Below are 25,798 nucleotides of genomic sequence, written 5' to 3'. Positions count from 1 at the left end.
ACTTGCTAGAGCTTGTATTTGGTCAAAAGTTATCCAATTAGGGCGTGCCGAGTGATTACGGTCTTTGCTGTAGACCTTATTAATAATCGTGTAGCGTGCATCAAATAAAGAATTAGCTAAACGCTCTCGGTCTAAACCACTGGTCATATCCAGCACGATATCCAACATATTGGCAAAGCCCAACAGTGGACTATCCCCCAGCTTCAGTTGCCCCCGGTCAAAATAAAGTGCTGTCGTGTTCCTGTGACCGAACATCAATACAGCTAGTTGTTGATTGCGTAACCAATCTACCCCCTGCTGTTTGATTCGCAGTGCCGCTAGTCCCCCACCTTCAGGACGGCACAAGAAACGCTCTAGGTTCACCTTTAAAGAAAGTTGACGTACCGTAAAATCAGCCAGCATCACCCGTAACTGTTCTTCAAAGCGGCGGCGATCGCTGTACTCATTCCACGGCAGAAGTAACGCCAGCTCCAAGTAAATTTGTTTTTTCGCCGTCACCTTGACCTTGCTTAGTTCAATAATTAAGCCAACAGCCCCTAGTACCTTCCACAAGGCATTCTCATATTTGAGTTCCTTAATGCGGTCAAGCGGATCAAAGTTAGCCGCGAACTCACCCAACACCACCACTCTGTTATTCCACTCGACCCACAGTTGTTGATCTGGTGAAGGGCTACCAATCCAGCCCAAGCGTTCCATAAAAAAATTGAGTTTATCCTTAGTAATCTCTTCTATGGCAGGTGGCAGCAGAAGATAACTAGGTTTAGTCTGGTCATCCACTTGATAAATTATCTTAGTTTGCGACCCACCAACGTCCACGCTAAGGTAAATGTCAGTCATGCAAATAGCTGGTTAAAGTAATGACTTTATGATGACGCATTTTTAGAGCAAGTTGGCACTAAATTGGTACAGATTTATCACCAATTTGGCACAAGTTGGCACACAAGACTGACTCCGACCCATGAGTGTCAGTGGTGATTTAGCCGTACTCAATTGTGCAGGTTTGCTCTAAAGCTGTGCTAAAGAGGCACTATTGTGTGCCAAGAAGTGCCAATGGCTTTCGGTTGGTGGGCGGTAGCCGCAGAATTTCGGTTAGGGGTACTAGTATGGAGGTGTACTCACTACACTTCCGCGCCCTTCGGGTGGTCGGAGACCATCCTTCGCTACGCTCAGGACGCAGAAGCTACGTTCGCCCCTTCGGGGAATTTGCACCCCTTTGGCACAATTGTAAAATCCGAAAGAAAACCAATGGTAGCTTTGGCGATTCTGCGCGTTGAAAAACTCAAATCTTTCGGCAATGTCGGGGGTAGCGAGAAGCATACCGCCCGTTTACAAGATACCCCAAACGCTGACAACACTAAAAGAAATTTCAGGCTGATTGGTACTGAGGACGGTACAGCACTGGAAGATTTAGTCAAAACGAAGATAGCCAGCACCACAAAGCACAAACCCCGCAAGGATGCCGTGCTGTGTAGTGAGATATTTTTATCGGCATCGCCCGAATATTTTCGCCCTCATGACCCATCTAAGGCTGGGGAGTGGGAGCAAGACCGCATGGTACTGTTCGCTGGAGCTTCTCGACAATGGCTGATTAACCACTATGGTGATAAGTGTGTCCGAGCAGAATTGCACTTGGATGAAGCTACTCCCCACATTCATGCTTACATCGTCCCCATCAACGACAAAACTAAACAGCTAAGTCACAAGGAAATGTTCGGTGGTGATGGTCGTGTTGGCAGCATTAAGTTATCTAAGCTGCAAGATAGTTACGCTTCGGCACTCGCTCCTTTGGGAATTGAACGGGGTGTTAAGGGCAGCAAAGCAACCCACACCAAAGTAAAGGAGTATTACCAAGCCGTTAACAGCGAACCACTAACCAACGTCTGGTCGAATAAAAAACTTGAACCCGAACCTTTTGAATCCGCTACAAATTACGTTGCCCGGATTCAGAATGATGACCAATTCCATGTCCTCAACCACCAACTGGCTGACCGGGCTTTCATGCAAGAGCGACTATCCCGTGCTGAGCAACGAGCAAGAGCCAGCGAGAAGGAGCGACAACGGTTAGAAAAAGAAGTGCGCGAACTTGAGTTAAAGACCCAACAACTGCGCGACTTGGCTTTGGAGGATGTCGCCTGGGAGTTGGGGCTAGATTACGATCAGCAACGGTGGAGGGGTCACAGTCACATCATTAATATAGATGGCTCAAAATTTTACGACTTTTCACCCGACCAGCAGAAGGGGGGCGGTGGTGCGATTGATTTGGTGATGCATGTACAGGGGTGCAATTTTCGCTCTGCGATCGCTTGGCTGGGTGACCGATTTGGTGAAGCCGGGGCAGAACGGGCAGCTCTAGCCCACGCTAAAAAAGCTACTGCTGACATTATCCAGGCTGAACCGCGTCCCCAATTCACCCCACCTGTTGAGGATAAAGCTAACTGGACTCCCGTTGAACGTTACCTCACCCAAACACGGGGCATCCCCTCTGACTGTATTCAAATGCTTCATAACCAGGGGCTTGTTTACGCTGATGACCAACAAAACGCTGTTTTTGTCATGCGGAATCTTGATGGTCAACGTAACGGTGCATTCCTACGAGGAACTAGGGGAGAGGACAACAGATTTAAGGGTTACTCTAAAGGCACTAAGCGCAGTGATAGCTGGTTTTACTTCAGTTTGGGGGGAAAGGCTAATGATAAAACCTCAACAGCGATTTTGTGCAAATCCCCCATCGATGCTATCTCAAGAGCCATGCTGGAATATCTTATAAGGGGCGATGTTCCACCCGAACGAACAGCTTATATAGCCATTGATGACATCAAAAGTTTGCCTGTTGAGCGATTGCAAAAAGTTCCTAATATACTGGTGGCGTTTGGTAACGATAAAAGCACTGATGCAATGGCACAGCGTGTATTAGAACTACTGCCACAGTCCCAAATCAAAAAATCTAAAGCCAGTGATTGGAATCAGCAGCTTATTGATTATGGGCGACAGTTAAGGCAACAGCAGCAGCAACAGCAGCAGGAGGATGAATTGAGTCTTTAAAAGTGGTTTTTGTAGTGCTGATGTAGTTTTTAATAGTCTTTTTTTCAAATTACTCTCCTTTCTACATGAATTTTCGCTCAAAAAAAAACAAAAGCAAAAATTTGGCGTACTGTGCCTCAAAAAACAAAATTAAAATAAAATCAATCTGACGCAAAACTGCCAATTATTAGCCATGTTGTCTCCACATATTCACTTCTTACCGAGGGTTCACCGGATTGTGTCTCTAACTCAAGTGCCGCCACTGACAGCGTATCAATCGGTGACTTACACAAAATCACCCTCAATATTTCCGAATCGGCTTTTTCACCCAGCTTGACATAAAACCAACAATCTCTGCGGCTATCAACTTGCTTAATTAGTACGATTTAACATGAATAGATTAACCCTAGCCAAACTCAAAAAAATTGCAGCACATAGAGGGTACGAAGTTCGATTTGATAGGGGCTGCTACAAAGTTTTTGAAAAGATTGCTGATTTCGATTCTTTGTCGGATGCTTCTGAGTTTATAGCCCAAAAAACACCTCCACCACCCAAACCCCCAACACCACAGTATGACCTTACTGTTATATGGCAGCGTGTTTTGGAAAATATCCCCAAAGCCTCCACTAAGGCATTAATTGGGCAAATGTGTTTTTTACGTGATTATGATGGTGAATCTGCATTAATACAGTGCAAATCGCTTTGGTACGACAAAATAACAACAGAATTACCGACACTCAGCGAGGCTTTTAAAAGTGCATTTGGTAGAGCCGTCGCTGTATCGCTGTCAAAGATTCCTACTGCACCAACGCCATACCTTACACAAAAACGAACACATATACCAGCACCACCACCGCCACCACCACCGCCACCACCAGCACCCATAACACACCCACCTATACCACCCGGCACAACCCAGATATTATTCCTCAGTTCTGGAAAATACAAAATTAGGGTACTTGATGAAGTTATTAACCAAGGCTACCCTGACTTAGATGGTCGAAAATACCTGGATGTGCTGAAAACGGTAGACATAGCGAAAATACTTGATTGTTATCAATTATCACAAGGCATGAAGTTATCTATAGCTATCCCTTTTAATTCATATCAATCTTGGTTTTTGAATTTTTCTGTTATCAGTTTGGCTATTCAATCGCTCAAGAATGGTAATTACTTACTTGTTATTTTGCAACCAATATCACGCCTTACATCCACAGATCACTATTTGAGTATCCACACATACCAGCAGTGAGGTTTTGTGTGCTTCTAACTTGCTCTAGTTCAACCTGGTGACACGTTAAAGACAATAGCAGAAAAACTTTATGGAAATGCTAATGATTGGGAGCGAATTTTTAACGTTAATAAACCCATAATAGGCCCCGATCCTGAAAGGATATACCCAGGGGTGGAAATTGTTATTCCCTAAGTTAAGGAATACCAGATATTAAAAAATACGGCGTATCAGAATAATTATTTCTACACAAAGGGAGAGGTTGTCGGCGGCAGCCTTTCCCTTCCTGTAGGAAATTCAATAATAATTCATAACGCAACTGCCACATTGTTAAGCTTCCCAGCCGGGTGAAAACGTGCTACTTCCCCAACGTGAGATTAGTGGTTGTAGCACTGGCATTACAACTGGCACAGTTCGTTACATAAGTTAATCATTTCTCGAAGTGCGATCGCGTTTGGATACTAGTAAACATCCTTTGGCAGTGTTCCGTTCCAAGCTCTTTGAAAATTGCCTCCACAATTATGTTTAAAAAGAGAAATTAACCAATCACAAACGCTTCCCTGAAGTAGGCGCACTTCTCCCCGTCTTTGGTCGCTACGTTAATAGTTCCGTGCGCCTTATCATAGCTGGCCATCTGTCCTGTGAATTTAACAGCACCCGAAAGCGATCGCAATTTTCAACACAGTTCCAGCGCGAGTGTGCTCACTCTCCCGATTGAGCCTTAATCCCCAAACGAGTTGTCGTTGACTAAAACGCGATCGCAATCGTACCTGCAATTGCTCAATGTGCTGCAACCATAAGCAGGTTTTATCAGCCAACGAAATCATCAGGGTTGTAGCGATTGCGATTGATAAGTTGGAACTGACCAAGAGCGATCGCGATTGCTACACGAACGGAGTTACAATACTTTCGGTCACTAGTTACACGAATTAGCCCAAAAGTGGAATGTCAGCTACATGTAGAAAACTGCAATGTTCAGGCGATTCGTAAACGTTCAATATCCTTTATAGGTGGTGCACCAAATAAGCGGGAATATTCACGGCTGAATTGTGAAGGACTCTCATAACCAACTTGATACGCCGCACGGGTTGCATCTGCATTTTCAGCCAGCATCAAACGACGGGCTTCCAATAACCTCAACTGCTTTTGATATTGCAACGGACTCATTGAGGTCACTGCCTTGAAGTGCCGATGAAATGATGCGGAAGACATTCTCGCTTGCTTTGCCAAATCATCCATGCTCAGTGGCTTTGTAAACTCAGCTTTGATCTGGTTAATCACCTCGGCAATGCGCTGCATCTGGCTGCCGGAGGTCGCAATCTGCCAAACCGCTTCGCTCTGGTCGCCCATTAAAAGACGGTAATAGATTTCGCGAATCATCATCGGTGCCAGGAATGGAATATCTTCGGGCGTATCCAGAAGCCGTGTGAGTCGGGTAGCACACTCAATCAACGGGGCATTTGCATCGCTAACGAACAAGCCTCTGACTGAACTTTCTTTTTGATCTCGATGGCGCTGAATTTGCTCAATAATGTCCCAAAGCCCAGTCACGTCCAGACTTAGCTTAAAGCAGAGATACGGCTGATCCGCCGTTGCTTCGACAATATTTCCGCTGAGCGGCAGATCGACCGTGACAACAATATATTGAGCCGCACCATAGTGATAGGTTTCCTGTCCTAGTAAGGTTTCTTTTCTGCCTTGAAGAATAATGCAAAGCGTCGGTTCATACACCGTGCAGAGTTCTGTCGGAGCCGCAGATTCTCGCATAAATTCCAACTGAGCGATCGCCGTTGAATGAACACCGTTTCCTCTGCCATCCGTGTGGCGAGTCACTAATCTTGCCAATTCTTGACAAGCATCAATCGTGGTCTCGCGCTTTAGAAATTCATCTGCCATACCAGATCCTTGTCAACGTTTAGCGACGTATCGTGAGACATCCCTCTCATCGTTTTACTGCACCTATTATAGAGGATTCTTTTGAGCACCATCTTGCTGTTTGAGAAAATCAGGCAATAAACTGCAAGGTTTATGTATTCATAACCTTCTTTCCAAAGCCTATGATGAACTCATGCCAGAAGAGCAATGAAAGGATAAGGCAATAAAGGAGAGCGATGCACAAAAGAACTGCCAGTTTTGACAGTAAAGGGTTAAAGTGTTCCGTCACCTTTTACACTCCAGATCAAGCCGCATCTGGTCAACGTTGTCCTGCCATTGTCATGGCGCATGGCATTGGCTTGACCAAAGAGATGGGGCTACCTCAGTTTGCTGAGCGCTTCGCTCAAGCTGGATTCGTTGTCACGCTGTTCGATTACCGCTACATCGGTGCCAGTGAGGGAAAACCTCGTGGACAAATGCTCCCGACCGAGCAGCACGAGGATTACCGCAATGCTATCACCTGGACTCAACTGCAACGTGAAGTTGATCCCAATCGCATCGGTGTTTGGGGCTTCTCCTATAGCGGTGGTCATGTGCTGCATCTGGCGGCATTTGATCGGCGCGTGAAAGCCGTCGTAGCCCAGATGCCGACAGTGAATCTTTTTCTCAACTCCCGTCGCCTGACTTCACCCCTTGACCTTGATGAACTCACAACGTTGCTTTCACAAGACCGCATCAAACGGTATCAAACTGGGGAAGTGAGCTACTTTCCCCTGGTTGCCGCACCCGGGCAACCGAGCTTTCTGCCGACACCCGATGCATACACCTGGGTTGAATCTGCTAAAAGCGCCAGTGAAGGACGATGGGAGAATCGCATCACCTTTGAATCGATCGAGCATTCGCTCTATTACGAACCCGTTCCTCACCTGGAGGCGATCTTTCCCACTCCGCTATGTCTGATTGTAGGTGAGAAGGATTTTCTTGCACCTCCCGACTTAACCGCTGCTGTCTACGCTCATGCGATGGAGCCGAAGTCTTTCACAATCTTGAAGGGTGGACACTTCGACGGTTTCCAGGGAAAGGGTTTCGAGATTGCCAGCACAACTGCCGTGAAATGGTTTGAGAAATATCTGCAACACGTTGAGGCTCCTGTCTTGGAAGTTACTGCCGCTTAATGGACGCTGGAGCAGACTGTTTTTGCGATAGCGAAGTGCTGCTGCGTTCGCCCTTGGCGTTGCCGTTAGCGAAGCGGGGCGAAGCCCAGGCTAGCGCAGATCGCATCTTTTCCACGATCGTGGCGCTTTTGATTATGTCTACAACACAGGTGACACTCTTAATCCAAACGTGAGTGTGATTAGTCAAACTTCGTGATTACTGCAATTCTGTTCCGGCACTTCTAGTTTTGTTACTGAACAATCGATCGTCATTGATAGCGGAGTTAACTTCGCCATCACAAAAGATGGTGAATGGAGGAGTGTATTGGTGTGAATCCATTACTGTTCATGACACAGCGCATTGATGAACAGGAGTATTTTTATGTCTCTAAACAATGAAAGGAAGTAATTAATGTCAGAACAACATCAAGGAACTGCTCAATACGAGCAAAATGGGCAAACTCATGTTCAAATAGCATCTCCACAAGAGAAGCTGCATGACTACGAAGAAGCGATGGAGATACTTGCCTCGAAGATCCGAGGTGAACTGATCCTGCCTGGTAACCCTGCGTATGAAGCTGAACGAAAAGTCTGGAATGGTCTCGCTGATGGCTATCCCGCTGCAATCGTGCGTTGCATTGATGCGGAAGATGTCAAAGTCGCTGTCAATTTTGCCCGTGAGCAGGCAATGACGCTCTCTGTGCGGAGTGGAGGACATAGTGCAGCCGGACATGGCACCAATAACGGTGGGCTGGTGATCGACCTCTCCTACATGAAGACGATGACAATTGATCCGGTACACCACACAGCGCGTTTGGAACCAGGTCTTACCTGGGGTGAGGTTGCCAAAAAGCTCCAACCCTTTGGATTGGCATTGACGGCAGGCGACGTTGCTTCTGTGGGTGTGGGTGGCTTGCTGCTGGGTGGCGGCATCGGTTGGATGGTTCGTGCCTACGGTTTAACGATCGATCGCCTGCAAGCAGTGGAACTGGTTACGGCAGATGGACAACTGCTGCGTGCCAGTGCTGATGAAAATCCCGAACTGTTTTGGGGATTACGCGGTGGCGGTGGCAACTTTGGCATTGCAACGGCTTTCGAGGTAAACCTGCATCCAGGCGGAACTGTTTTGGGTGGTGCCGTCTTTTATGAGGCAACCGAGGCAGAGCGCATTCTGCGAGAGTATACTTGTCTAGCAGCGGCAGCACCCGATGAACTTTCCACTGAAGTTTTGTTCATGCTGGCACCTCCTGCCCCCTTCATTCCCCCTGACAAACAAGGCACTCCAGTCGTCGGGATTATGGTCTGCTACATCGGTGACATCAGCGAGGGTGAGCGGGTTGTGGCTCCCCTGCGTCAGCTTGCCACCCCGATCGCCGACCTGATCGCTCCCATGCCCTATCCAGAGATTTTTGCGCTTACAGCGGTTGGTGAAATCCCTGGCTTTCAGCATCATTCGCGATCGCAGTTTTTCGAGACGTTCTCAGACGAGATGATACACGCATTAGTTGAATCCGCTCAATCTGTCATATCTCCTGAAACATTGGTTTCCCTACGTGTCCTGGGTGGCGCGATGAGTCGGGTCGCAACCGATGCGACCGCCTTTGCTCATCGCGATAAACAGGGCATGGTGTTGATCGCTCACTTCGCACCATTATCTGCCGATGCTGCCAGTCTCGATGCCCGTACCCAGCGAGTCTTTCGGGCGCTCTTACCCTACGCTAACGGTGCTTATGTGGGTTTCCTGGCGGATGAGGGGGAGCAGCGGATTCGTGAGGTCTATCCGACTGCCACCTACGAGCGACTCGTGGCACTCAAGAACCAGTATGACCCAACCAATCTGTTTCATCGCAACCAGAATATCAAACCCACCGCTACCCCAGCGATGCTTGTTACCTCAGTAAGTTCATAGCACTACCTTTACCCCTAAAACAATGAGTACTCAATTCAATCAAAGCAAAGTTGCAATTGTTGGACAGAGCGAGAACCTCGACTGGTTCGATACAATGCCCGGCGAGCAGATGGCTATCCGCGTCCATAGCAAAGATGTCGATGGGGCTTTCACAATTATTGAAGTGAATGTTCCACCGTTTGTAGGGCCGCCACTCCACTATCACAAAGATAGGGAAGAAATCTTTGAAGTGCTTGAAGGCAGATTTCGCTTCCACTGTGCTGGTAAAGAGTTTGAGGCTGGGCCAGGAACATCGGTTGTGGTACCCCGTAACACCGTGCATGGATGGGTGAATCTTGGACCCGGAAGGGCCCGGATGCTCGGCACTTTCGTCCCCGGTGGCATCGACGAATTTTTCCCCAAAATCGGTCAAACGCCGCCCGAAGGTTGGACAGAGCTTGCACGCCAGCACGACACTTGGATCGTTGGAGCGCCCCTGTCTGTTCAAGCTCCATCTTCCAACGCTGCTACTGAACCTGCACTGAATTAACGTGAGTTTGGGATAGGGAGGGGTGGAACAGATACCGTTGAAAGTACTTACTTCTCAACCCATCTAACCACCCCATCCCTATGTCGCGACATAGATGATCGATTGATGGGGCAAGATTCCTGGCTGTCACCAGCCTCTTGAAGTCGCTGTCATTTAATACCCTCAAGCATACCGCGCCTTTTTCTCATACCGAAGGTCTCGCTGATACAGATGCATTGGCAAATCCCCTGTTTAGACTTTACGGAATTGTGCAATATCCTTAATGGGTGACATACCAAACATACGAGAATATTCACGGCTGAATTGTGAGGCACTCTCATACCCAACTTGATAAGCAGCATTGGTTACATCGGTGTTTTCGATCCGCATTAGACGACGGGCTTCCATCAGCCTCAACTGTTTTTGATATTGCATCGGACTCATTGAAGTGACTGCTTTGAAGTGACGATGGAATGATGCGGGAGACATATTTGCTTGCTTTGCCAAATCATCAACCCGCAATGTTTTTGTAAACTCAGCTTTGATCTGTTTGATCGCTTCCGCAATGCGCTGCATATGACTCCCAAATGTCGCAATCTGCCGAACTGCTTCGTCTTGTTCACCAATTAAAAGGCGGTAATAGATTTCGCGAACAATCATCGGTGCCAGAAATGGAATATGCTGCGGCGTATCTAAAAGCCGTGTCAGCCTGATGGCACAATCAATCAACGATTCATCAGCATCACTGACGAACAAGCCTCTGACTGAACTTTCTTTTTGATCTGAACTGTGCTGGATTTGATCGATAATATTCCAAAGCTGAGTCGCGTCCAGACTGAGCTTAAAGCATAGATATGGCTGCTCCGGTGTTGCTTCGACAATCAATCCGCTGAGTGGCAGATCGACCGTGACCACGATGTATTGAGCCGTCCCATAGTGATAGGTTTCCTTGCCCAGTAAGGTTTCTTTTTTACCCTGAAGAATTATGCAAAGTGTCGGTTCATACACGGCACAGAGTGCTGTCGGAGCAGTAGATTCCCGCATCAATTCCAACTGCTCAATGGCGGTTGAATGGATACCGTTTCCCTTTCCATGAGTGTGCCGAATCACTAATGTTGCCAATTCTTGACATAAATTGCTCGCTGTACCCCGCTTCATTATTTCAATCGCCCTGCTGGATGCTTGAGAAATTTAGGCATTTCCAGACACTATATAGAGAATATTCCCTCTGGTCAATCCTCTACCTGAGAGTATTAGGCAAGTATGTGCAAGTTTTATGTATTTAGTGCTAACTCTTTCAACTCTATGATGAACACATTCCAAGGGGAAATGAAAGGATAAGGCAATGAGCAAGGCATAACGAAACTTGCTTTGATAGCTGGATCAATCGGACTATTGGACAAAAATACGGCTACTCATTCAATGAGATAACGCTGTTATTCACTAATTCTTAGAAGAACAAAGATGTCTCAAAGAACTTGAGTGATTTGTATTGGGCAATCGCTGAACACTGAAATGTAGCTAGGATAGGCAGCAAGCTCACTAACCTAACGGGGACAAAATGAGCACTGAATTAGGTTGTAACGAAAAATGCGTTTGAGCTTCTGTCTATCGGTGGGCATTATGCGTCAGTCGGATTGGTGGGCGATCGAATTGACATCCCGCTGTTTCCGTTGGTGGCTCGCGAATATACCTATCACGGTTCGTTCTGGGGCAATTACAACGATCTGACCGAAGTCATGGCGCTTGCCTCGCAGGGCAAGATTCGTCACACGGTCAAAATTATCAACCTCGATCAGGTCAACGAAACCCTCGATCTCCTGTGGACGGGCAATGTTGTTGGGCGGGCGGTCATCAAATTCTGACTGATCGGTTCCGTCGCAAAGAAACTCGTGGAGCGATGATTTTGAGAAGCTACCTCAACCCCAGAAGGAGTGTACATGTTTACCCGCGCAGGATACCTTTTTGTTGCCGTCATCATCGCATGTTTGATGGGAACTCCAACTATGAATGCCTCTGAAACAAAGACCGAAGTGAACAAGCAACTGATTCAAGCAAGTTTTGATCGCTGGCGCGCTGGAACCGGAGGACCATTCGAGTTGCTTGCGGCTGATGCTACCTGGACAATTACAGGAAATTCTCTAGTTGCTAAAGAATATGCGTCTCGCGATGAATTTCTAGATGCGGTGATCAAACCGTTCAACGCCCGGTTGACCAAACCCCTATCCCCCACTATCCGCAGTTTATACAGCGAAGGTGACACAGTTATCGTGTTGTTTGATGGTGAGGCCACAGCAGTGGACGGTAAGCCCTATCGCAACACCTACGCTTGGTTCATGGAGATGCGGGACGGAAAGATTGTCAAAGTCATCGCATTCTTTGACTCGATAGCCTTCGATGAATTCTGGAGGCGCGTACCGCCGCGCAAGAAGTGATAAAACATTGCGATTTGCAGTACACCGAGCGTCAATGCCTGTTTCACCCTCCAGTTTGAGAAAATTAGGCAATAACCTGCAAGGTTTATGTATTTAGAACCTTTTCCCTAAAGCCTATGATGAACCCATACCAGAAAAGTAATGAAAGGATAAGGCAATAAAGGAGATAGACAGATGACTCAGAAAACATGGTTCATTACAGGTGCTTCCCGTGGAATTGGTGCCGAAATCGCGAAAGCTGTTTTGGCAGCAGGGGACCAATTAATTGCAACTGCCCGCAAAAAGACCGATCTGCATCAATTTGAGTCGAACCCAAATGTGTTGGCGCTCAGTTTGGATATTACCGACGAGGCTCAGGTGCAAGCGGCAGTTGCAGCAGGACTGGAACGCTTTGGGCAGATCGATGTGTTAGTCAACAATGCCGGATTCGGTGTACTCGGCGGCATCGAAGAAACCAGTGCCGAAGAGGTTGAGCGGGTCTATCGCACCAATGTCTTCGGGCTGTTGAATATGACCCGTGCCGTATTGCCCAGTATGCGCCAGCGCCGCTCTGGACACATTATCAACCTATCGTCGATCGGGGGCTATCGCTCCACTCCAGGGTGGGGCATCTACTCCTCAACCAAGTTTGCAGTTGAAGGCATTACCGAAGCGCTGCATGATGAGTTAGCGCCTCTGGGCATCCATGCAACGGTGGTCGAGCCAGGATACTTCCGCACCAATTTTCTCGATGGCAGTTCACTCCAGCGCACTGCAATGGAAATTCCCGATTACGCCGAGACAGTTGGTAAAGTTCGTAAAATCGCCTCCCAACTGAGCTATCAACAGCCGGGAGACCCGACCAAGCTTGCCCAGGCGATGCTTCAACTCGCGAATGCGGATACGCCACCGCTACGGTTGCCGCTCGGCACAGACACCCTTCGAGCCATTGCCCAGAAAAACGCTTACGTCGAGCAAGAGACGGCACAATGGCGGACTCTGGCTGAATCCACTGATTACAGATAGTGGAAGATGGTGAAAAAAAAGTAGATATGAATAAATGCTTCAAGTTCTCGGTGGCAAGATTACTTCTTACCTTCTTACTGAGGACTTGAGCCGCGTCACAAAGGTTATGTTCCTGACTTGGTTGCATCAAGGTGTCGATCTTCAGTCTGCCAAAGAGCGATCGCGTAGAGAAAGGAATTGTTGATGCTTGGCGGGAGCATCCTAGTGAGCCTGTTCGCGGCGTTTAAGTAGCATCTGTGCAAGAACTTACACATTCATATTTTTAGCCAGAAAGGCAGAGGGCAGGAGGCAGAAGGCAGAAGGGAATTCAGATTCCTGCCCTCTGCCACGACCGAAGGGAGTAAGGGTTGAAGCCCCACTCCAAAATCTCTGATTTGGTGTCCTGCAATCAGTGTAGGTCTGAAGCCTACACTGATTGCAAACCTTCTGCCCTCTGCCCTCTGCCTTCTGCCTTTTTCACTTTGAATGTTTTGTCAATAGAACTCTTGCCACGACTGGGCAACAGCGATGCTCGGTCGCAGATCTCGGCTGCTGTCTGGGTACAGCAGTCATGGGCCACAGTCGTCAGTCTGAACTGAGAATGAGTAAATCACAGTCCGGAGTCTAGTTAATCTTGGTCATTTCATTTAAGACCCATTCATAACAAGCCAGAATGTACTGCTTTGATTGAGAGGGAATGGTAGCACTGTCGGCAATTAAAATTTGTACATTGCTGCAAGAAGAAGCGTAAATCTTGCCTACAGCCACTTGGTAACCTTCACCCAGCATACAAGCCTTATGTAGTGCAGCCACTACACTTTTGTAATCAGAGTAGTTGATATTATCTATATCCAATTGTAGTTGGCAACTGTCGGCGACTGTCGGCGGGACTTTTGGCAAGATGTCGGCAGACTCTTCTTCTTGTTCTACATCGGTTTGCGCTTGTGTTGATGATTTTGTCGGCAATTGTGTCGGCGATTTTGTCGGCGAGTTTTCGGCAGCCCCAACTGGCTCTGTATCAAGGGTTGGCGCTTCTAATGGTGAATTTGTCGGCGATGTCGGCGCAATTAGAGATATATTTTCATCTCTTTTTAGGGGTGGCGAATCTCCAAGATTGATTGAGCCAACATTTTGACCCCCTTGCACCAAATTTGAAATTCCTAAACCGCCGACAAATTCATCCCCTTGCGCCAAATCTGAAATTCCTAAACCGCCGACAAATTCACCCCCTTGTGTCAAATCTGAAATTCCTAAACCGCCGACAAATTCACCCCCTTGCGCCAAATTTGAAATTCCTAAACCACCGACATTTTCACCCCCTGCCAAATTTTCAGAATTTGCCCAAAAATCGCCGACATCGCCGACAAAATTTAATTGAGATGGTTCAAACCCAGTATTTTCATTGCTTCCAACTATTTCATCAGTCGCCGACATTTCGCCGACAACCGCCGACATTTTTTGAGGCTCAGGACTCAAAACCATTGGTATATTAGGCTTGGCTGCGTTTAACCCATTCGCCGACATTTCGCCGACAATTTTGCTGGAGCGAAATTCTAACTTTGTTCCACTCCCCCTTAACTCCCCATACCCCATATCTTTGGCTTTAGTCATCAGTTCTCTAATCTCAAGGGACTTCATCCGTCCCTTAGCACTCTGATGGCGGCTAATCTCCCTGGCGTTTAACCATCCTTCTTCTCCTAGTGACTGCCGTTTTACCGACAAGTTAATCATGGCGACGATCGCCGAGGAGGTGGTTTCCCCTGCAATCTGTAAATGGACTGCCTGAATCTGCTTTAATAAATGCTCTAGTATACCTGCGGCTTGTTTTACCCGCATTAAGGGGATAACTGTTGGCGGTGTGCCACAATACGGATTTGATAGTTCATGGATGAGATGCAGGTTGAGTGATAGCCGTCCCAACAACCCTTTGCATTTCTTCAAGAATTCTTTTAATGCCCCATTGGGCAACTTTGCCGCTTCATACTGCCATTTAGTATCTACTTCCCGGAAATATTTATACGCTTCACCCGTAATGTGATACGTTTGTGGCTGGCAATCCAGAATGGCTCTGTAGAGTCCAGTTAATATCCCGGTGACATCAATGCAAGAAGCATTCTCATCCGGTAATAGCCGAATGATTTCCGGCAAGACAGAGAATGTGAACCTGGGCAGTAGCCCATCGCTTGCCCCTAACTGAAAATACTTGTGGAGTATGGTCGGTTGTAACCCGCCCAGCCAAGCGGTATTACTTTTTTCCACAAAAATATTTTTGGAAACTTTGGCTTCACTGAAACCATCACCGTCATACAAGCTTAAAAACTCTTGACGGTCATTACCTTGCCCGCGTTTGTATTGATTAAATCCCCCGAATAAACCTGATAACTCGTCAACCACATTCAGGATTGAGTAATCTGGGGCTTTGGCTATGTAATCTTTTAATCCCTCTAGAGTTGCCCCGGTTAGGTACATTCGGTTAATCGGTTTTGGCGGTTCTGGTTGGGGAGTAGATTCACCGGATTGTTCCCAAGCGGCTAAATCTTTGTCGTACTGTTGTGAGGACTCTAGGTAGCGTTTAGTTTCTGCCTTTCTTAAAGCATTGAGTGGTTTTTTCACTAAAGCTCTAAAAATAATTGATTTCCCAGACCCACTATCACCAACTAGGGCATGGTTGATGGCGGGATTTTGATAAAATTCGTTGTGTTTATTGCCAATCAATACCTGTGTACCAATCAGGTGAGATGCACTAATGACGCTAATTAGCGACATCATTAATGATGTTTGTGGCAGAGATTGGTTGATGCCAAACAGCATCAAAGCAGTGGCTAATTTTTCGGGTAAAAACTGCCTGATATCTAGTTCGTGTTTGTCGGAATCAAGTACGAGTTGGATATCTTCTTTGATGAGTTCGTCATCTTCTGCTGTGCGATATTCGGTTTCGACATCGCTCAGGAATTTATCTAGTTTAATGGGATAATATTCTTTGCCTACTTCTGCTTTAAAGCGGCTTAACTCTGATTTGGATGCACCTGCTTCCAGTAATTTGATGTAAGAAGTTTTGAGTGCATCGTAGTTGATGGTGACAGTTGGGTGCAGGACAACATTATTTGTTGTGTTGGTGTGAGCGCCTTTGGTGGTGCTGTCAGTGATTGCGTTCCGCCCATTGCCGGCGGCGTGAGCGCGTCCCTGATGATGGCTTATTCCCTGACTCTGGTTTCTGTGCCATGCTTTAATGCAATTCAAAAGAGCGTCATCGGTCAGTGTGGCTGAGGGATTGCTTTTGGCTGCTGATTTCCAGATGCGCTCTGCATCTTTAGTAGACAGGGGCGGCGAACATCTAGAGCAATAATCATCAAACAGTTGCCTAGCGTCACCCTCATACCGATACCCAAGGTGCGTTAATCGGCTAGCTGTGCCAATCAAGTTACGGGCAAGTTTAGCCCCGTTATCATCCCTTGAGCCTGACCCTACACCGCAGTCAATTAAATCCCTGTCATCTTTAGTTAAGCACTGGTAGAGAGGTACATCGCCAGTTAGTAGCGTTGTGGATGTGCTATTTGTAGTGACAGTAGTGGATTCATTTAAGAAATACTCAATTATCCAGGTGGGGCATTGGGCGATCGCGCAATCTTGAGGCGAATTTACCCATTTATATGAGCCTGTTTCTGGGTGAACTGATGGAGGTAAAACGCTTTGACATCCATTCCAGCGCAGTTCTAGAAGCTGGTCTTTCCCGTCAGCACCTTTTACGCCAGTGTTAATTTTTTTGGTTGAAATCACTGACCAATATTCTTGAGGTACTTGCACAAGATACTGGCATCGCCCTGGCTTACCTGATGTGAAGCTGACGGTTTTGGGCAATCCACCAAGTTGATTTAATTTTTCATGGGCTGCTTCTCCATCAGCGTCGAGAGCTAAAATCCCGTTAGACCATTTACCAGTTCTCAGCCCGTACCCCTGTGGATAAACCGTAAAAAGCCCATTTTTTCCGCTTGCTGTATCGCCATTTTCTATGACCGCTATTAATTGTCGGCGACTCATGGGAATAGCGTGGTTCCAATCTTCGCGGTATGGATTTTTATTGCCTAAAACTGGTGTTAATGCCCAATCTAAAGGTATTAGCTTCAAGCCACAGAGAAGTTGAGCTTTGTCAAAGTCGGAGGTAGTGAAGAATTGTGCAACCATTACACCATACCTCCAAAAACATTATTTAATTTTTGACCGTTGCTTAATAGATAATTTTGTGGTTCCTTGGATGCGACTGATGCGTAGTGTCGCTTGCTACGAGTGGCTGAGTCATTAAATAGCTGTATCTGCACTTCCCGATCCTCCATTAACTGTGTGTTTTGGAGGAATTGGAGCTATCCTTTACAGTAATCTTCTAATACAAACTTTCAGAAATATAAGCACGAAATTACATAAAATTCCTGAATTACTGTTTGTCTCTAGCTATGCAGTGTAACAAGGGCTTAACACTCACTTCGTGTAAGATAAGATTACTATTAGGGATATTAATCAGGCGCTGTTAAAACCCGATACCCCAATTCCATTGGAAAACCTCGCTGTCCTCGCAGGACGTGAGGTTTTCATTGTTTTGCCTATTTGTACTGGGCTAACCAAGCCTTGATAAACTCGGTTATTTCCTCCTGTTGAATTACAAATGCAGTCCCTTTCCTTCTGAGAGCTAGAGTTTTCATACCTCCAACTTCAGAAAAAAGGTGTGAATTATGATCGTCGGCCGCCTTGGTGGGAGGCCATAAGACCAAAACTTTTGCTGTGGGTGTCTTTTGAGCTTCACGAGAGGACATCCCAAACAAATTTCTGTTTTTGTCAAACCAGCTTTTGTAATCTGCTAGTTCAACTAGAGGGCAGGGTTCCCAGGTTCTTAAACCACCTTTGTTTTTCCGCTTTACCTGTAAAATCTCCCTCTTTTCGTTATAAATAATCTCGCTGTCTCCTTTTGAGCGAATCGAGATAAATAAGTGAGTTTTGCGCGGAAACCTAATGAACAAGTCGATAGGGTTTTTGTCTTCTACCTTAATTACCGGAAAGACTTGTATTTCCTCGCTCTTAAACTCATCCAAAAGAGCAGCTGTTAATTTTTCTAACCGTGCAAGTTTTTGAATTCGTACCAAAGGTTTGTAAGCCAATGCAAAAGCAACCCAGCCAAAAGGACTAATGAAACTGCCTGTACCAAGTGCAAAACTACCAGCCGCTAGAGCAAGAGCGGATTCATGCTCTATAGCTTCCCTAATCATCTCTAACGCCGCTTCGTTGTGCGGCGGGAGTTGAAAATTGGGTAGTGGGTCTTTAACTGTGGTCATTGGTGGTATCAAAAATCATAGTTAAGTCAGGGTTCATCTGTATGCTGGATTGAATTTATCTGTCCTGTCTTAGTGATTAACTTATGCTGTACCCTTACCTTTTTTAGGTTTGGCAGATTCACTTTGTTCTTGATGTTCTCTGACAGCCTGACTTAGCAAGTAAGCTGCAAGATTAGCCAATGGTCGTTCTTCTCGATCTGCCCATTCATTAAGATACTGATAAACGTCATCAGACACGGTAACTGTAATTCGCGGTCGTGCCATTAATTCACAACTAATTGCTGTATACAGCATCCATATTACTCTCCTAGCACATTAAAGATATCAAAAGCACTAATAACATTAGTAGCACTAAAAGTTCTATTAGCACTATTAGCACTATTAGTGCTATACTAGCATCATCAAGCCAAAAGCAGTCACCCAACAAAGGCAACAGAAGCCAGAAAGTGAAGTTTAGGCTTGCCAAAACCTGGATGAGTGGATTATGGGCACTTCAGCCGATAAATTCTCCAAACCCAGAATAAATAAGACTTTTACCAATCATCTGAACCATGACAACCACATATACCAATGCCAAAAATTGGCTCGTTCAAGCTGACTTATTAGCCAATTCCGGGCTAACTGACCTTACAGGAGGTAAAGACCCAGGCGCAGGATATGGCAAGGCAATCATCGGTGATTTTTGCATCATGATGCCTGCCGCATACTCACTAGTTCGCAACCGCAACATCATGCACCACGAAACCATCTCAAAAGATGGGGCATGGGTACGGTATGTAGAAGGTTCACGCCTGGACTTAAAAGATATTCAATTTTTCTGGGGCAGTGCAGCTCTAGCACAGGCTGACCACACCCTACTTCATGAAGACAAAGCTAAAAAAGCAGAACTGGCATTAGAAAGCATCCTTGCAGACTTAGCAGTTCTCAACATTCCCGATGGGTTCAAGCTTTCAATTAGTTTGAGCAACCACAACCCGGAACGTTGGGGACAAGAGATTAAACGCAGAGTGTCAGGAATTCACACCTTTGAGCATTTACACCCACTTACTCGTTCCATTGTCAACAAGACAGTTGAAATCGCGGTTACTGGCGTATATCCAGAGGGTTTTGGAAGCATTGCTCACTGCTTATTTGGTGAAGCATCTTTAGTACTAGACCCTTCAGAATTGGCGATCGCTCTCGATATCGGTTCATCAACTTGGCTAGTGACTGTCTTTAACGGCAGTGGTGCAGTCATAGACCGCCATCTAATTGAGGGTGGAGCCGGTGAACTCCACTCGATGATTGCAGAAGCCCTCGATAAGCGAAACGACCGAGTAAGTCTGCTGTCCAAGGATGTGAAGCACTCACCCAGTCTCGTTAACCAGGGCATTCTAGAAGGCACTTTCACATACGGGGGCAATCACCTAACTGGTAAGAAGTTTGAAACCGAGTACAGCCAGTGTCTTGACACTTGGTGGAGTACCAGAATTGAGAAATTTGCCAACTTTGTCACTGCTGGTAATTACCTAGACCGCGCTAAATACCTTGTCGCCTGGGGTGGGGGTGTTTCTCTACCAGTGGTGGATCAAAATCTCGCCTCTTTAGGTTTTGTGGTCTTGAAAAATCCCCAATTTATCAATGCATTGGGCTTGAAACTATTAAGTCAAATATCTCTAGGAGCCTAATTAATGAATTACGAATCTCGGCGTATAACCATCTCCTACCTAGCAGTAATTGAATTGTGCAAGATTTTTGATTTACCCCAAGATGCACCGACACAAGCCCTTAGTGCAGGTGTAGAAAAGTTGATTTTTCAACACGGTAATGTACAAACATCGCCCAAAGTAGAAACACCGCAACCTACACAGCCAAATAAATCGGCACTTAGCGCAATGGTCACTAATTTTAAGGGAGCAGCATGACCAAATCCACAGTAAAGAACACGCTTTTTGGCATTGGTGCAACAGCCGTAACTATTGCATTGGGCTATTTCGGAGTGCAGTACATCGGTAAAAACAATATGTTCACTATCGCTGCTGCTGTGGGTGGTGCTGGGGCAATCAGCTATGTACTTCAAAAGCCAAAAGAACAGCCAGTCTCGACACAATTGGAGCCAGAATTATCCAAAACAAAAAAGAGGTCTAAGAAGGTATGAGCGACCAACAAACCATGCAGACACAACCATCACTAACAACAACCGAAATAATGACCATTCTCTTGGGTTGCGAACAGACTCTTAGGTTCGTGCAAGCATCACCAAATTACAAACAAATTGAAGGCTTCTCAAGGTTCAGCACATCGAATGATTTGCGTTTGGGTGATGCCATTCAAGCACTTTTAGAGATTCACGAAGCAATCCTAGATATCGAGTTTTATTCCCAAGTTGAGGGAGAAACAAATGCTAAATAGAGTTTATGACTCAACCCTACTAACCAATTCCAAAGTTTACCAAATCGACCGAACGCTATACCAGTACCTATTTAGAACAGGGACAATCCAGCATCAAAAATATCACTTTCGCCCTCTATCTGGACAACGAAAGAAGGCTGATTTATTGCTGAATCACAAAGCTTTAACTACTCGCTGTTACGAAGTGTCAGGGATGTCTACTAATGCTTCAGTTATCAGTCAAGAATCGCTGCAATTATCAATTTTTTGAGGTGAATTATGAATATTCAACCACTGCCAGAATTGATTGCACAAGCCCAACAATTAGTAACCCAAATTAGGCAGCATCCACAATATCAAGGCTTACATTTTGATTGTGATTTAACGCTTGGGGATGTCAGCCAGTTTTTCAATACTCTGCAATGGTCAGCCACAGCTTCAACTGTGGACATTTCTAGAGAAGGCTTTTTTCAGTGATGGGAGAGCGATCGCAGAAAGCCGGCAAGCACAGCGTTCGCCCATCTGATGCATCAAGTACATCACACAATTTGGATCTTACAGCATGACACTTGACTACAAAAATCCCAACGATTGGGGCAAATCACCCCTGACCGACTCTGCCCTTAGACTACAGCAAATCAAAACCGAAAATCCTGAACAGTGGGCGGCAATGATTGAGGCGGATATCGAGGCACTTGACACACCATTAGAAGAGATTGAAGATTACCCACCTTTCACCGGAACCGAATTCTTAGCAACTCATTCAACCATTGATGACCATCCATACTCTGCTGCATTTGGTCAATTCTTGGGTAATGGGATTGACGCGGACATTGCAAATATCTTGGCGTTTGGCTCCAACAGATTTGATTTAATTTCTGAAGATTTTGACGACCCCGTAAGGCAACTGGCAACGAGAATTTATAACCGATTTGAAGAGATGGGTTACTGGGATGAAGTGCCCCAAGAGTCGAGTGATATCAACTACGACTACATACCTTATTAGGAGTGTCAGCAATGGACTTTGCAATACGCAATCCGGTACTTGGTCATGCAAGCCACATTGATGAGAAAGCACAATCTTGGGGAGGATTTGAGTCTGATATTCTGGGCTATCTTTCGGATATAAATAAGCTCGAACAATTCGCTGATTATGCGAATAATGCCCAAGAATTAAGTGACCGATTAGAGCCATTTCTGGACAATGCCAAGGTTGTCTTTGAGGCGATGGAGAAGCTAACAAAAGGTCAGGTTACTTGGACAGAACTTCGTAAACAATACGGCTCTCATGTTGCGGGTGCTATCGCCAAAATTCGCAAACTAAACTCCGAGTTCGATTCGGAGATGAGTAAAATAGATGCCCAAGATAGAGCAGACCTCCTGCGAATTGACCAAAAACGGAAGCACGGTTTAACCGAAATTGCAGCCCAATTACACAATGATTTACAAGCTGAATTGTGGCGGCATGAAAATAAAATCAGCAGCATAGAAAATAAGCAAACTGTGCAAGCTGAAAGGCAAGCAATTACTACGGGATTAAGAGAGAAACGACAACAACTTTTAGCCCGTGCAAGGTTTGGCTCAAGAGCATTAGAACCGAATCAAGCCCCCCAAGAAGTGATACCAGTTACTAGCCAAACTTCTGCACCATCTTCTAGTGTTTCTGCAACCGGAACAGTTCGCGGTTGGGGTGCAATGTTGGGTAACTTGTGGCAGAAACTAGGCGACAGATAATCAATTAATTAGGTAAGGCTGATGCTAGTAAGGAAACGAAATGAAGATCCTCATAGCGTCAGCCCTTTCTTGCATGAAGGGCTGGCCCAGAAATCACAACAACAGCAACCAGAACAACCACAACCACTTCCAGAAAATAACAGAGCTAGAACATTTAGACGCGCTGGTAATGCTTGTGAAATTGTCGCTGGCAGTTGTTTAAACAGTGCAGTAATTTTCACCTTTCATTTATTGCAAGTTCACCCAGTTGGAATGTTCTTAGCTGTGGGTACTGCACACCTGTATTTTACTGCCACTGCAACGGGTGAAGGATTCAACAAATTTGTCACTAATTTAATGACTGGTTGCAGTGCATCACTAGCTCTCTTGTGTGCGCTCTATGAACCCATTAGTGAGTGGAATGAATCGAGAACTTCTACTAGTACAGTTAAGACTTCTATTGAGTCGGTTTATAAACCAAAAACCGCTGAATCTTCAAGTTGGATAGATGGTGCAGGAGTGGCCATATTTCTAGTGATCTTAATGTTTTTTCTATTTGGTGGTGGTAAGAATAAATGAATTATTTAACCGAGAAACATAAAGAGTTAGAAGAGTCACAACAATCGGGTTTAATGTTGTGGTTTGGTCAGTTGCCAATGGACAAGAAAGCTGTTGCAATTGGGCTGAGTCTGACTGTAGGAATTAGCTCGGCTGCGATGGCATGGCAGGGAACGAGCAGCGACCGCATTTACTTCTGCATCAAAACCCCTTTAAAAACATTGGTGTGTCAGGACAAGAATAACCGACCTTTCAGAATGACCCCCTTCTATTGGCAACAGTGGCAGAATGATGGAATGCCCACTCAGATTGTGCGTGACCCAGCAACCGGAGTAAACGGGCTGGTGAAAGCAACTAATCCATATAAACCGTTTTGGGCGTTTGGGGGATTCCTGGGGTTTGCGCTAGCTGGGTGGATGTTGCGCCATTGCCAGGATGAAGAGAAGCAGAGAGCAGTTTTTGTTGACATTGCCCAAAAACGGGATGCTGCAAAAGCAGAAATGGCAGCACGTTCAGAGCTACTGGACAGTTACAAAGACGTTGCTATTAAAGAAGTAGAGTTACAAGCCGATTTGGATTTAATCGCCGGCGATCGCACTGTTGACATCCAAAAAGCAGAGATTTACGCCAACACTGAAATTGAAGTTACCCAGATGGAGGCATCTGACGCTATTTTTGAAGCGCAAACGGCGGGGATGAGCGAAGAACAGAAGGCAGAGTACATTAAGCATCTGCGCGACACGAAAACGCCTTACTTACAAGGTAGCCAGACTTTACAGGGGACGATTGACCCCAACGATAAAGTAACTGGGGGAGAACAGCCGGCGATCGCTCCACAGGAGAATAAAACGGCGTGGGTACAGAATTTAATCAAACAAACTGCCCTCATCTGGGGCAACCAAGGGGGTGGTAAGTCGTGGTTAGCCCGTTACGTCGCATTAAAGAAGAAAGAGGCAGGTTACAGGGTGATTGTGCTTGACCCTGACAGCAACCGCGCCGAATGGAAAGGGCTAGAAAGCTATCACTCATGGTCAGATATTGAAGCACAGATCCGCGCTTATGTTGAGGAAATAGAAAGCCGACTTTTTACCTTCAATAACTCCAACTTGAGTGAAGACCAATGGCGACAAAAGCTATGGGCTGATGGTAAAGCAACCGCTCTGATTTGTGAAGAAGTCACTACCTACAGCGATTTTATTAAGGATGAAGAATTACTTTCAAAGTTCGGCAAGCTGGCGTTAACCAAATCCAGAAAACAGGAGATGCCTATTACTGTGGTAGCTCACAACAACACCCAGACGTGTTTATTTGGCATCAAGGGATTACATAATCTTGTTTCTAAAATGCTCCAAGTTGAATGTTTAGCAGAAGTAGATCCTGTCACACTACAGCCCAAATCTACGGGTAAAGCCAAGGTAAAACTCGATAGTTCTAACGAATGGCTTGATGTTAATCTGCCGACTATGACAGCCAAAATATCTGATTTTAGTGACACTGCAACACCAGTATCTAACTCAATTCCGCCCATAGATAAAGCCACTTGGGAACGCATTTATGAACTGGAATTTAATATCGGTGGCAAGAGTGGTGATACTCAAAATAAAAAGAATCAGCTATCACCCCAGGCGCAAAAATTGTATGAATATCTCACCAGGACTGAGCGAATAGAAGCTGATGTAAGAGAGTTCAAAGGCAATTTTAAAGTGAACGGTGAGAGATTTACTGTTGAGCAAATCAAGGGCTGGATGTACGAAATTGTTGGGGCTGATTTAGCAGAATGGATAGGCGAGGGAGTTATCAAGCTCAATCAAATTTGACGGCGATTGGTGGCTGGTGTCTAGCCCCAAAAACGCCCTTTTTTTGCGGACACTGGACACCGGACACCACAGACACTAAAGCCCGAAACCCTTATACAGCCGAGACACCAGCAGACACCACCCCAGACACCGCCCAGACACCAAGTGTCTAATACGTGTCCGCTAGACACCAATAATAAATACCCGAATAAACAGCCATTTATTATTAGAAGATTATCAACATCATGCTGAGAATAGTAATTGTTGAACCAGAAACATTCACGCTCTTAGGCATTAAAGGAGCTATTGAAAAGTCTCCTGATATAGAAGTTACAGGGTCAGCCACCAGTGGAAAGATAGGTTTTCAGTTAATTGAACAAGTAAATCCTGATGTTGTGTTAGTCGATTTACTATTGCCCGATATGAGTGGTTTAGAACTTACTCGTTAAATTAAAAGAGAAGCTAATAGTAAAGTGGTGATTTTTCCTAATCAGACTCATTCAGACTTTATTAACTCGGCTTTCCGTCATTGGGCTGATTCTTATATGCTCAAGAGTGCTGATATAGAATTGATTGAACTAGCCATCAAGAGAGCTTACTTTGATGAATGCCTGCTCGACCCTAAGTTGGCTAAAAAATTATTAGAAAATCTTTATCACAACAGATATATTGACCCCAAATTCGTTGACAAAAACTTGCTTGACTCTCCCACCGAGTGCCAAATACAAGTCCTGCGTTTACTGGCTCAGGGTTTAGTTTTTCAAGATATTGCCAAAGAAATGTTTCTCTTAGTTAGTACAGTCAAATGCTATGCCAGTGATTTATATAGTAAATGGGGCGTAAAAAATCGTTATGATGCGATAAAAAGAAGGGCGATGCTTGGTTATATCGACTATAGCTTGATTGTGAATGAATGATGTATT

The 25,798-nt window shown here is 45.7% G+C and carries 32 protein-coding genes; 23 read left to right on the top strand and 9 right to left on the bottom strand.

Features of this window, described 5'->3' with window-relative positions; translation table 11 throughout:
* Nucleotides 1-837 (bottom strand): ParM/StbA family protein (locus H6H03_RS32525; protein ID WP_190959156.1); only part of this gene is annotated, 837 nt, incomplete at its 3' end.
* Between the two features lie 408 nt (nt 838-1,245).
* Here H6H03_RS32525 and mobV point away from each other — a divergent pair.
* Complete coding sequence (mobV, locus tag H6H03_RS32520) at nt 1,246-3,042, top strand: MobV family relaxase (RefSeq protein WP_190959164.1); 1,797 nt, start codon at nt 1,246-1,248, stop codon at nt 3,040-3,042.
* Between the two features lie 370 nt (nt 3,043-3,412).
* Nucleotides 3,413-4,273, top strand: a complete 861-nt coding sequence (locus H6H03_RS32515) for a hypothetical protein (RefSeq protein WP_190959155.1) — start codon at nt 3,413-3,415, stop codon at nt 4,271-4,273.
* 626 nt (nt 4,274-4,899) lie between these two features.
* Here H6H03_RS32515 and H6H03_RS32505 read toward each other — a convergent pair.
* The gene (locus H6H03_RS32505) at nt 4,900-5,079 is read right to left on the bottom strand and encodes a hypothetical protein (RefSeq protein ID WP_190959154.1); all 180 of its coding nucleotides are present in this window, start codon (nt 5,077-5,079) and stop codon (nt 4,900-4,902) included.
* Between the two features lie 148 nt (nt 5,080-5,227).
* Nucleotides 5,228-6,148 carry an AraC family transcriptional regulator gene (locus H6H03_RS32500; RefSeq protein ID WP_190959153.1) on the bottom strand — a complete coding sequence of 307 codons (921 nt, stop codon included), beginning with the start codon at nt 6,146-6,148 and terminating at the stop codon, nt 5,228-5,230.
* A 215-nt stretch (nt 6,149-6,363) separates the two neighbouring features.
* Here H6H03_RS32500 and H6H03_RS32495 point away from each other — a divergent pair, with 215 nt between their 5' ends.
* Together H6H03_RS32495 and H6H03_RS32490 are read left to right on the top strand one after the other, a co-directional pair.
* Entirely contained in the window at nt 6,364-7,302 is a 939-nt protein-coding gene (locus tag H6H03_RS32495; RefSeq protein ID WP_190959152.1) for an alpha/beta hydrolase, read from the top strand.
* The gene (locus tag H6H03_RS32490; RefSeq protein ID WP_190959151.1) at nt 7,302-7,475 is read left to right on the top strand and encodes a hypothetical protein; all 174 of its coding nucleotides are present in this window, start codon (nt 7,302-7,304) and stop codon (nt 7,473-7,475) included. Before H6H03_RS32495 ends, H6H03_RS32490 begins: the two co-directional genes overlap by 1 nt.
* Nucleotides 7,476-7,498: 23 nt before the next feature.
* On the opposite strand, the gene H6H03_RS41585 is transcribed toward H6H03_RS32490, so the two are convergent.
* The gene (locus H6H03_RS41585) at nt 7,499-7,621 is read right to left on the bottom strand and encodes a hypothetical protein (protein ID WP_277926215.1); all 123 of its coding nucleotides are present in this window, start codon (nt 7,619-7,621) and stop codon (nt 7,499-7,501) included.
* Between the two features lie 72 nt (nt 7,622-7,693).
* Between H6H03_RS41585 and H6H03_RS32485 the strand changes: the two genes are divergently transcribed.
* Complete coding sequence (locus H6H03_RS32485; protein ID WP_190959150.1) at nt 7,694-9,190, top strand: FAD-binding oxidoreductase; 1,497 nt, start codon at nt 7,694-7,696, stop codon at nt 9,188-9,190.
* Between the two features lie 22 nt (nt 9,191-9,212).
* On the top strand, nt 9,213-9,719 hold the full coding sequence (locus H6H03_RS32480) for a cupin domain-containing protein (protein WP_190959149.1): 507 nt from the start codon (nt 9,213-9,215) through the stop codon (nt 9,717-9,719).
* 231 nt (nt 9,720-9,950) lie between these two features.
* Here H6H03_RS32480 and H6H03_RS32475 read toward each other — a convergent pair whose 3' ends face one another.
* Nucleotides 9,951-10,856 (bottom strand): AraC family transcriptional regulator, encoded by a 906-nt coding sequence (locus tag H6H03_RS32475; RefSeq protein ID WP_190959148.1) that lies wholly within the window; start codon nt 10,854-10,856, stop codon nt 9,951-9,953.
* Between the two features lie 482 nt (nt 10,857-11,338).
* Between H6H03_RS32475 and H6H03_RS32470 the strand changes: the two genes are divergently transcribed.
* The 4 genes from H6H03_RS32470 (at nt 11,339) to H6H03_RS32455 (ending at nt 13,322) form a co-directional block, all read left to right on the top strand.
* Nucleotides 11,339-11,563: a hypothetical protein gene (locus tag H6H03_RS32470; RefSeq protein WP_199339167.1), complete on the top strand. Its 225-nt coding sequence runs from the start codon at nt 11,339-11,341 to the stop codon at nt 11,561-11,563.
* A gap of 75 nt (nt 11,564-11,638) precedes the next feature.
* Nucleotides 11,639-12,133, top strand: a complete 495-nt coding sequence (locus H6H03_RS32465; protein ID WP_190959147.1) for a nuclear transport factor 2 family protein — start codon at nt 11,639-11,641, stop codon at nt 12,131-12,133.
* A 174-nt stretch (nt 12,134-12,307) separates the two neighbouring features.
* Nucleotides 12,308-13,138: an oxidoreductase gene (locus tag H6H03_RS32460; protein WP_190959146.1), complete on the top strand. Its 831-nt coding sequence runs from the start codon at nt 12,308-12,310 to the stop codon at nt 13,136-13,138.
* Between the two features lie 34 nt (nt 13,139-13,172).
* Entirely contained in the window at nt 13,173-13,322 is a 150-nt protein-coding gene (locus tag H6H03_RS32455; RefSeq protein WP_190959145.1) for a hypothetical protein, read from the top strand.
* 419 nt (nt 13,323-13,741) lie between these two features.
* Here H6H03_RS32455 and H6H03_RS32450 read toward each other — a convergent pair whose 3' ends face one another.
* The 4 genes from H6H03_RS32450 to H6H03_RS32440 all read right to left on the bottom strand — a co-directional run bounded on the left by H6H03_RS32450 (nt 13,742) and on the right by H6H03_RS32440 (nt 18,732).
* Complete coding sequence (locus H6H03_RS32450) at nt 13,742-17,299, bottom strand: DUF3987 domain-containing protein (RefSeq protein WP_242058096.1); 3,558 nt, start codon at nt 17,297-17,299, stop codon at nt 13,742-13,744.
* Nucleotides 17,299-17,433, bottom strand: coding sequence for a hypothetical protein (locus tag H6H03_RS41580; protein WP_277926214.1), 135 nt, complete (start codon nt 17,431-17,433; stop codon nt 17,299-17,301). Before H6H03_RS41580 ends, H6H03_RS32450 begins: the two co-directional genes overlap by 1 nt.
* A 279-nt stretch (nt 17,434-17,712) precedes the next feature.
* Nucleotides 17,713-18,438, bottom strand: coding sequence for a hypothetical protein (locus H6H03_RS32445; protein ID WP_190959144.1), 726 nt, complete (start codon nt 18,436-18,438; stop codon nt 17,713-17,715).
* Nucleotides 18,439-18,519: 81 nt separating this feature from the next.
* Nucleotides 18,520-18,732 carry a ribbon-helix-helix domain-containing protein gene (locus H6H03_RS32440; protein WP_242058095.1) on the bottom strand — a complete coding sequence of 71 codons (213 nt, stop codon included), beginning with the start codon at nt 18,730-18,732 and terminating at the stop codon, nt 18,520-18,522.
* Nucleotides 18,733-18,989: 257 nt separating this feature from the next.
* On the opposite strand from H6H03_RS32440, the gene H6H03_RS32435 reads away from it, so the two are divergent.
* The 13 genes from H6H03_RS32435 (at nt 18,990) to H6H03_RS41575 (ending at nt 25,792) form a co-directional block, all read left to right on the top strand.
* On the top strand, nt 18,990-20,105 hold the full coding sequence (locus H6H03_RS32435; RefSeq protein WP_190959143.1) for a ParM/StbA family protein: 1,116 nt from the start codon (nt 18,990-18,992) through the stop codon (nt 20,103-20,105).
* 3 nt (nt 20,106-20,108) lie between these two features.
* Nucleotides 20,109-20,342: a hypothetical protein gene (locus tag H6H03_RS32430; protein WP_190959142.1), complete on the top strand. Its 234-nt coding sequence runs from the start codon at nt 20,109-20,111 to the stop codon at nt 20,340-20,342.
* Nucleotides 20,339-20,575 (top strand): hypothetical protein, encoded by a 237-nt coding sequence (locus H6H03_RS32425; RefSeq protein WP_190959141.1) that lies wholly within the window; start codon nt 20,339-20,341, stop codon nt 20,573-20,575. Before H6H03_RS32430 ends, H6H03_RS32425 begins: the two co-directional genes overlap by 4 nt.
* Nucleotides 20,572-20,829 (top strand): hypothetical protein, encoded by a 258-nt coding sequence (locus H6H03_RS32420; RefSeq protein WP_190959140.1) that lies wholly within the window; start codon nt 20,572-20,574, stop codon nt 20,827-20,829. The genes H6H03_RS32425 and H6H03_RS32420 overlap by 4 nt, the downstream gene beginning before the upstream one ends.
* Entirely contained in the window at nt 20,819-21,079 is a 261-nt protein-coding gene (locus H6H03_RS32415) for a hypothetical protein (protein WP_190959139.1), read from the top strand. The genes H6H03_RS32420 and H6H03_RS32415 overlap by 11 nt, the downstream gene beginning before the upstream one ends.
* Before the next feature lie 8 nt (nt 21,080-21,087).
* Nucleotides 21,088-21,285, top strand: a complete 198-nt coding sequence (locus H6H03_RS32410) for a hypothetical protein (RefSeq protein ID WP_190959138.1) — start codon at nt 21,088-21,090, stop codon at nt 21,283-21,285.
* A gap of 85 nt (nt 21,286-21,370) precedes the next feature.
* On the top strand, nt 21,371-21,814 hold the full coding sequence (locus H6H03_RS32405) for a hypothetical protein (protein WP_190959137.1): 444 nt from the start codon (nt 21,371-21,373) through the stop codon (nt 21,812-21,814).
* An 11-nt stretch (nt 21,815-21,825) separates the two neighbouring features.
* Nucleotides 21,826-22,542 (top strand): hypothetical protein, encoded by a 717-nt coding sequence (locus tag H6H03_RS32400; protein WP_190959136.1) that lies wholly within the window; start codon nt 21,826-21,828, stop codon nt 22,540-22,542.
* A 21-nt stretch (nt 22,543-22,563) separates the two neighbouring features.
* Complete coding sequence (locus H6H03_RS32395; RefSeq protein ID WP_190959135.1) at nt 22,564-23,100, top strand: hypothetical protein; 537 nt, start codon at nt 22,564-22,566, stop codon at nt 23,098-23,100.
* The gene (locus H6H03_RS32390; protein WP_190959134.1) at nt 23,097-24,896 is read left to right on the top strand and encodes a hypothetical protein; all 1,800 of its coding nucleotides are present in this window, start codon (nt 23,097-23,099) and stop codon (nt 24,894-24,896) included. The genes H6H03_RS32395 and H6H03_RS32390 overlap by 4 nt, the downstream gene beginning before the upstream one ends.
* Nucleotides 24,857-25,048, top strand: coding sequence for a hypothetical protein (locus tag H6H03_RS32385; protein ID WP_190959133.1), 192 nt, complete (start codon nt 24,857-24,859; stop codon nt 25,046-25,048). The genes H6H03_RS32390 and H6H03_RS32385 overlap by 40 nt, the downstream gene beginning before the upstream one ends.
* Before the next feature lie 72 nt (nt 25,049-25,120).
* Nucleotides 25,121-25,324, top strand: coding sequence for a response regulator transcription factor (locus H6H03_RS40745; protein WP_242058094.1), 204 nt, complete (start codon nt 25,121-25,123; stop codon nt 25,322-25,324).
* A gap of 24 nt (nt 25,325-25,348) precedes the next feature.
* Nucleotides 25,349-25,792: a response regulator transcription factor gene (locus tag H6H03_RS41575; protein WP_313931979.1), complete on the top strand. Its 444-nt coding sequence runs from the start codon at nt 25,349-25,351 to the stop codon at nt 25,790-25,792.
* The last annotated feature ends 6 nt before the right edge of the window (nt 25,793-25,798 follow it).

The sequence above is a fragment of the Nostoc paludosum FACHB-159 genome (genome assembly GCF_014698835.1).
Lineage (GTDB): Bacteria > Cyanobacteriota > Cyanobacteriia > Cyanobacteriales > Nostocaceae > Nostoc > Nostoc paludosum.
The sequence above is the reverse complement of the archived record's forward strand: the minus strand, read 5'-3'. Positions and strand labels throughout refer to the sequence as shown.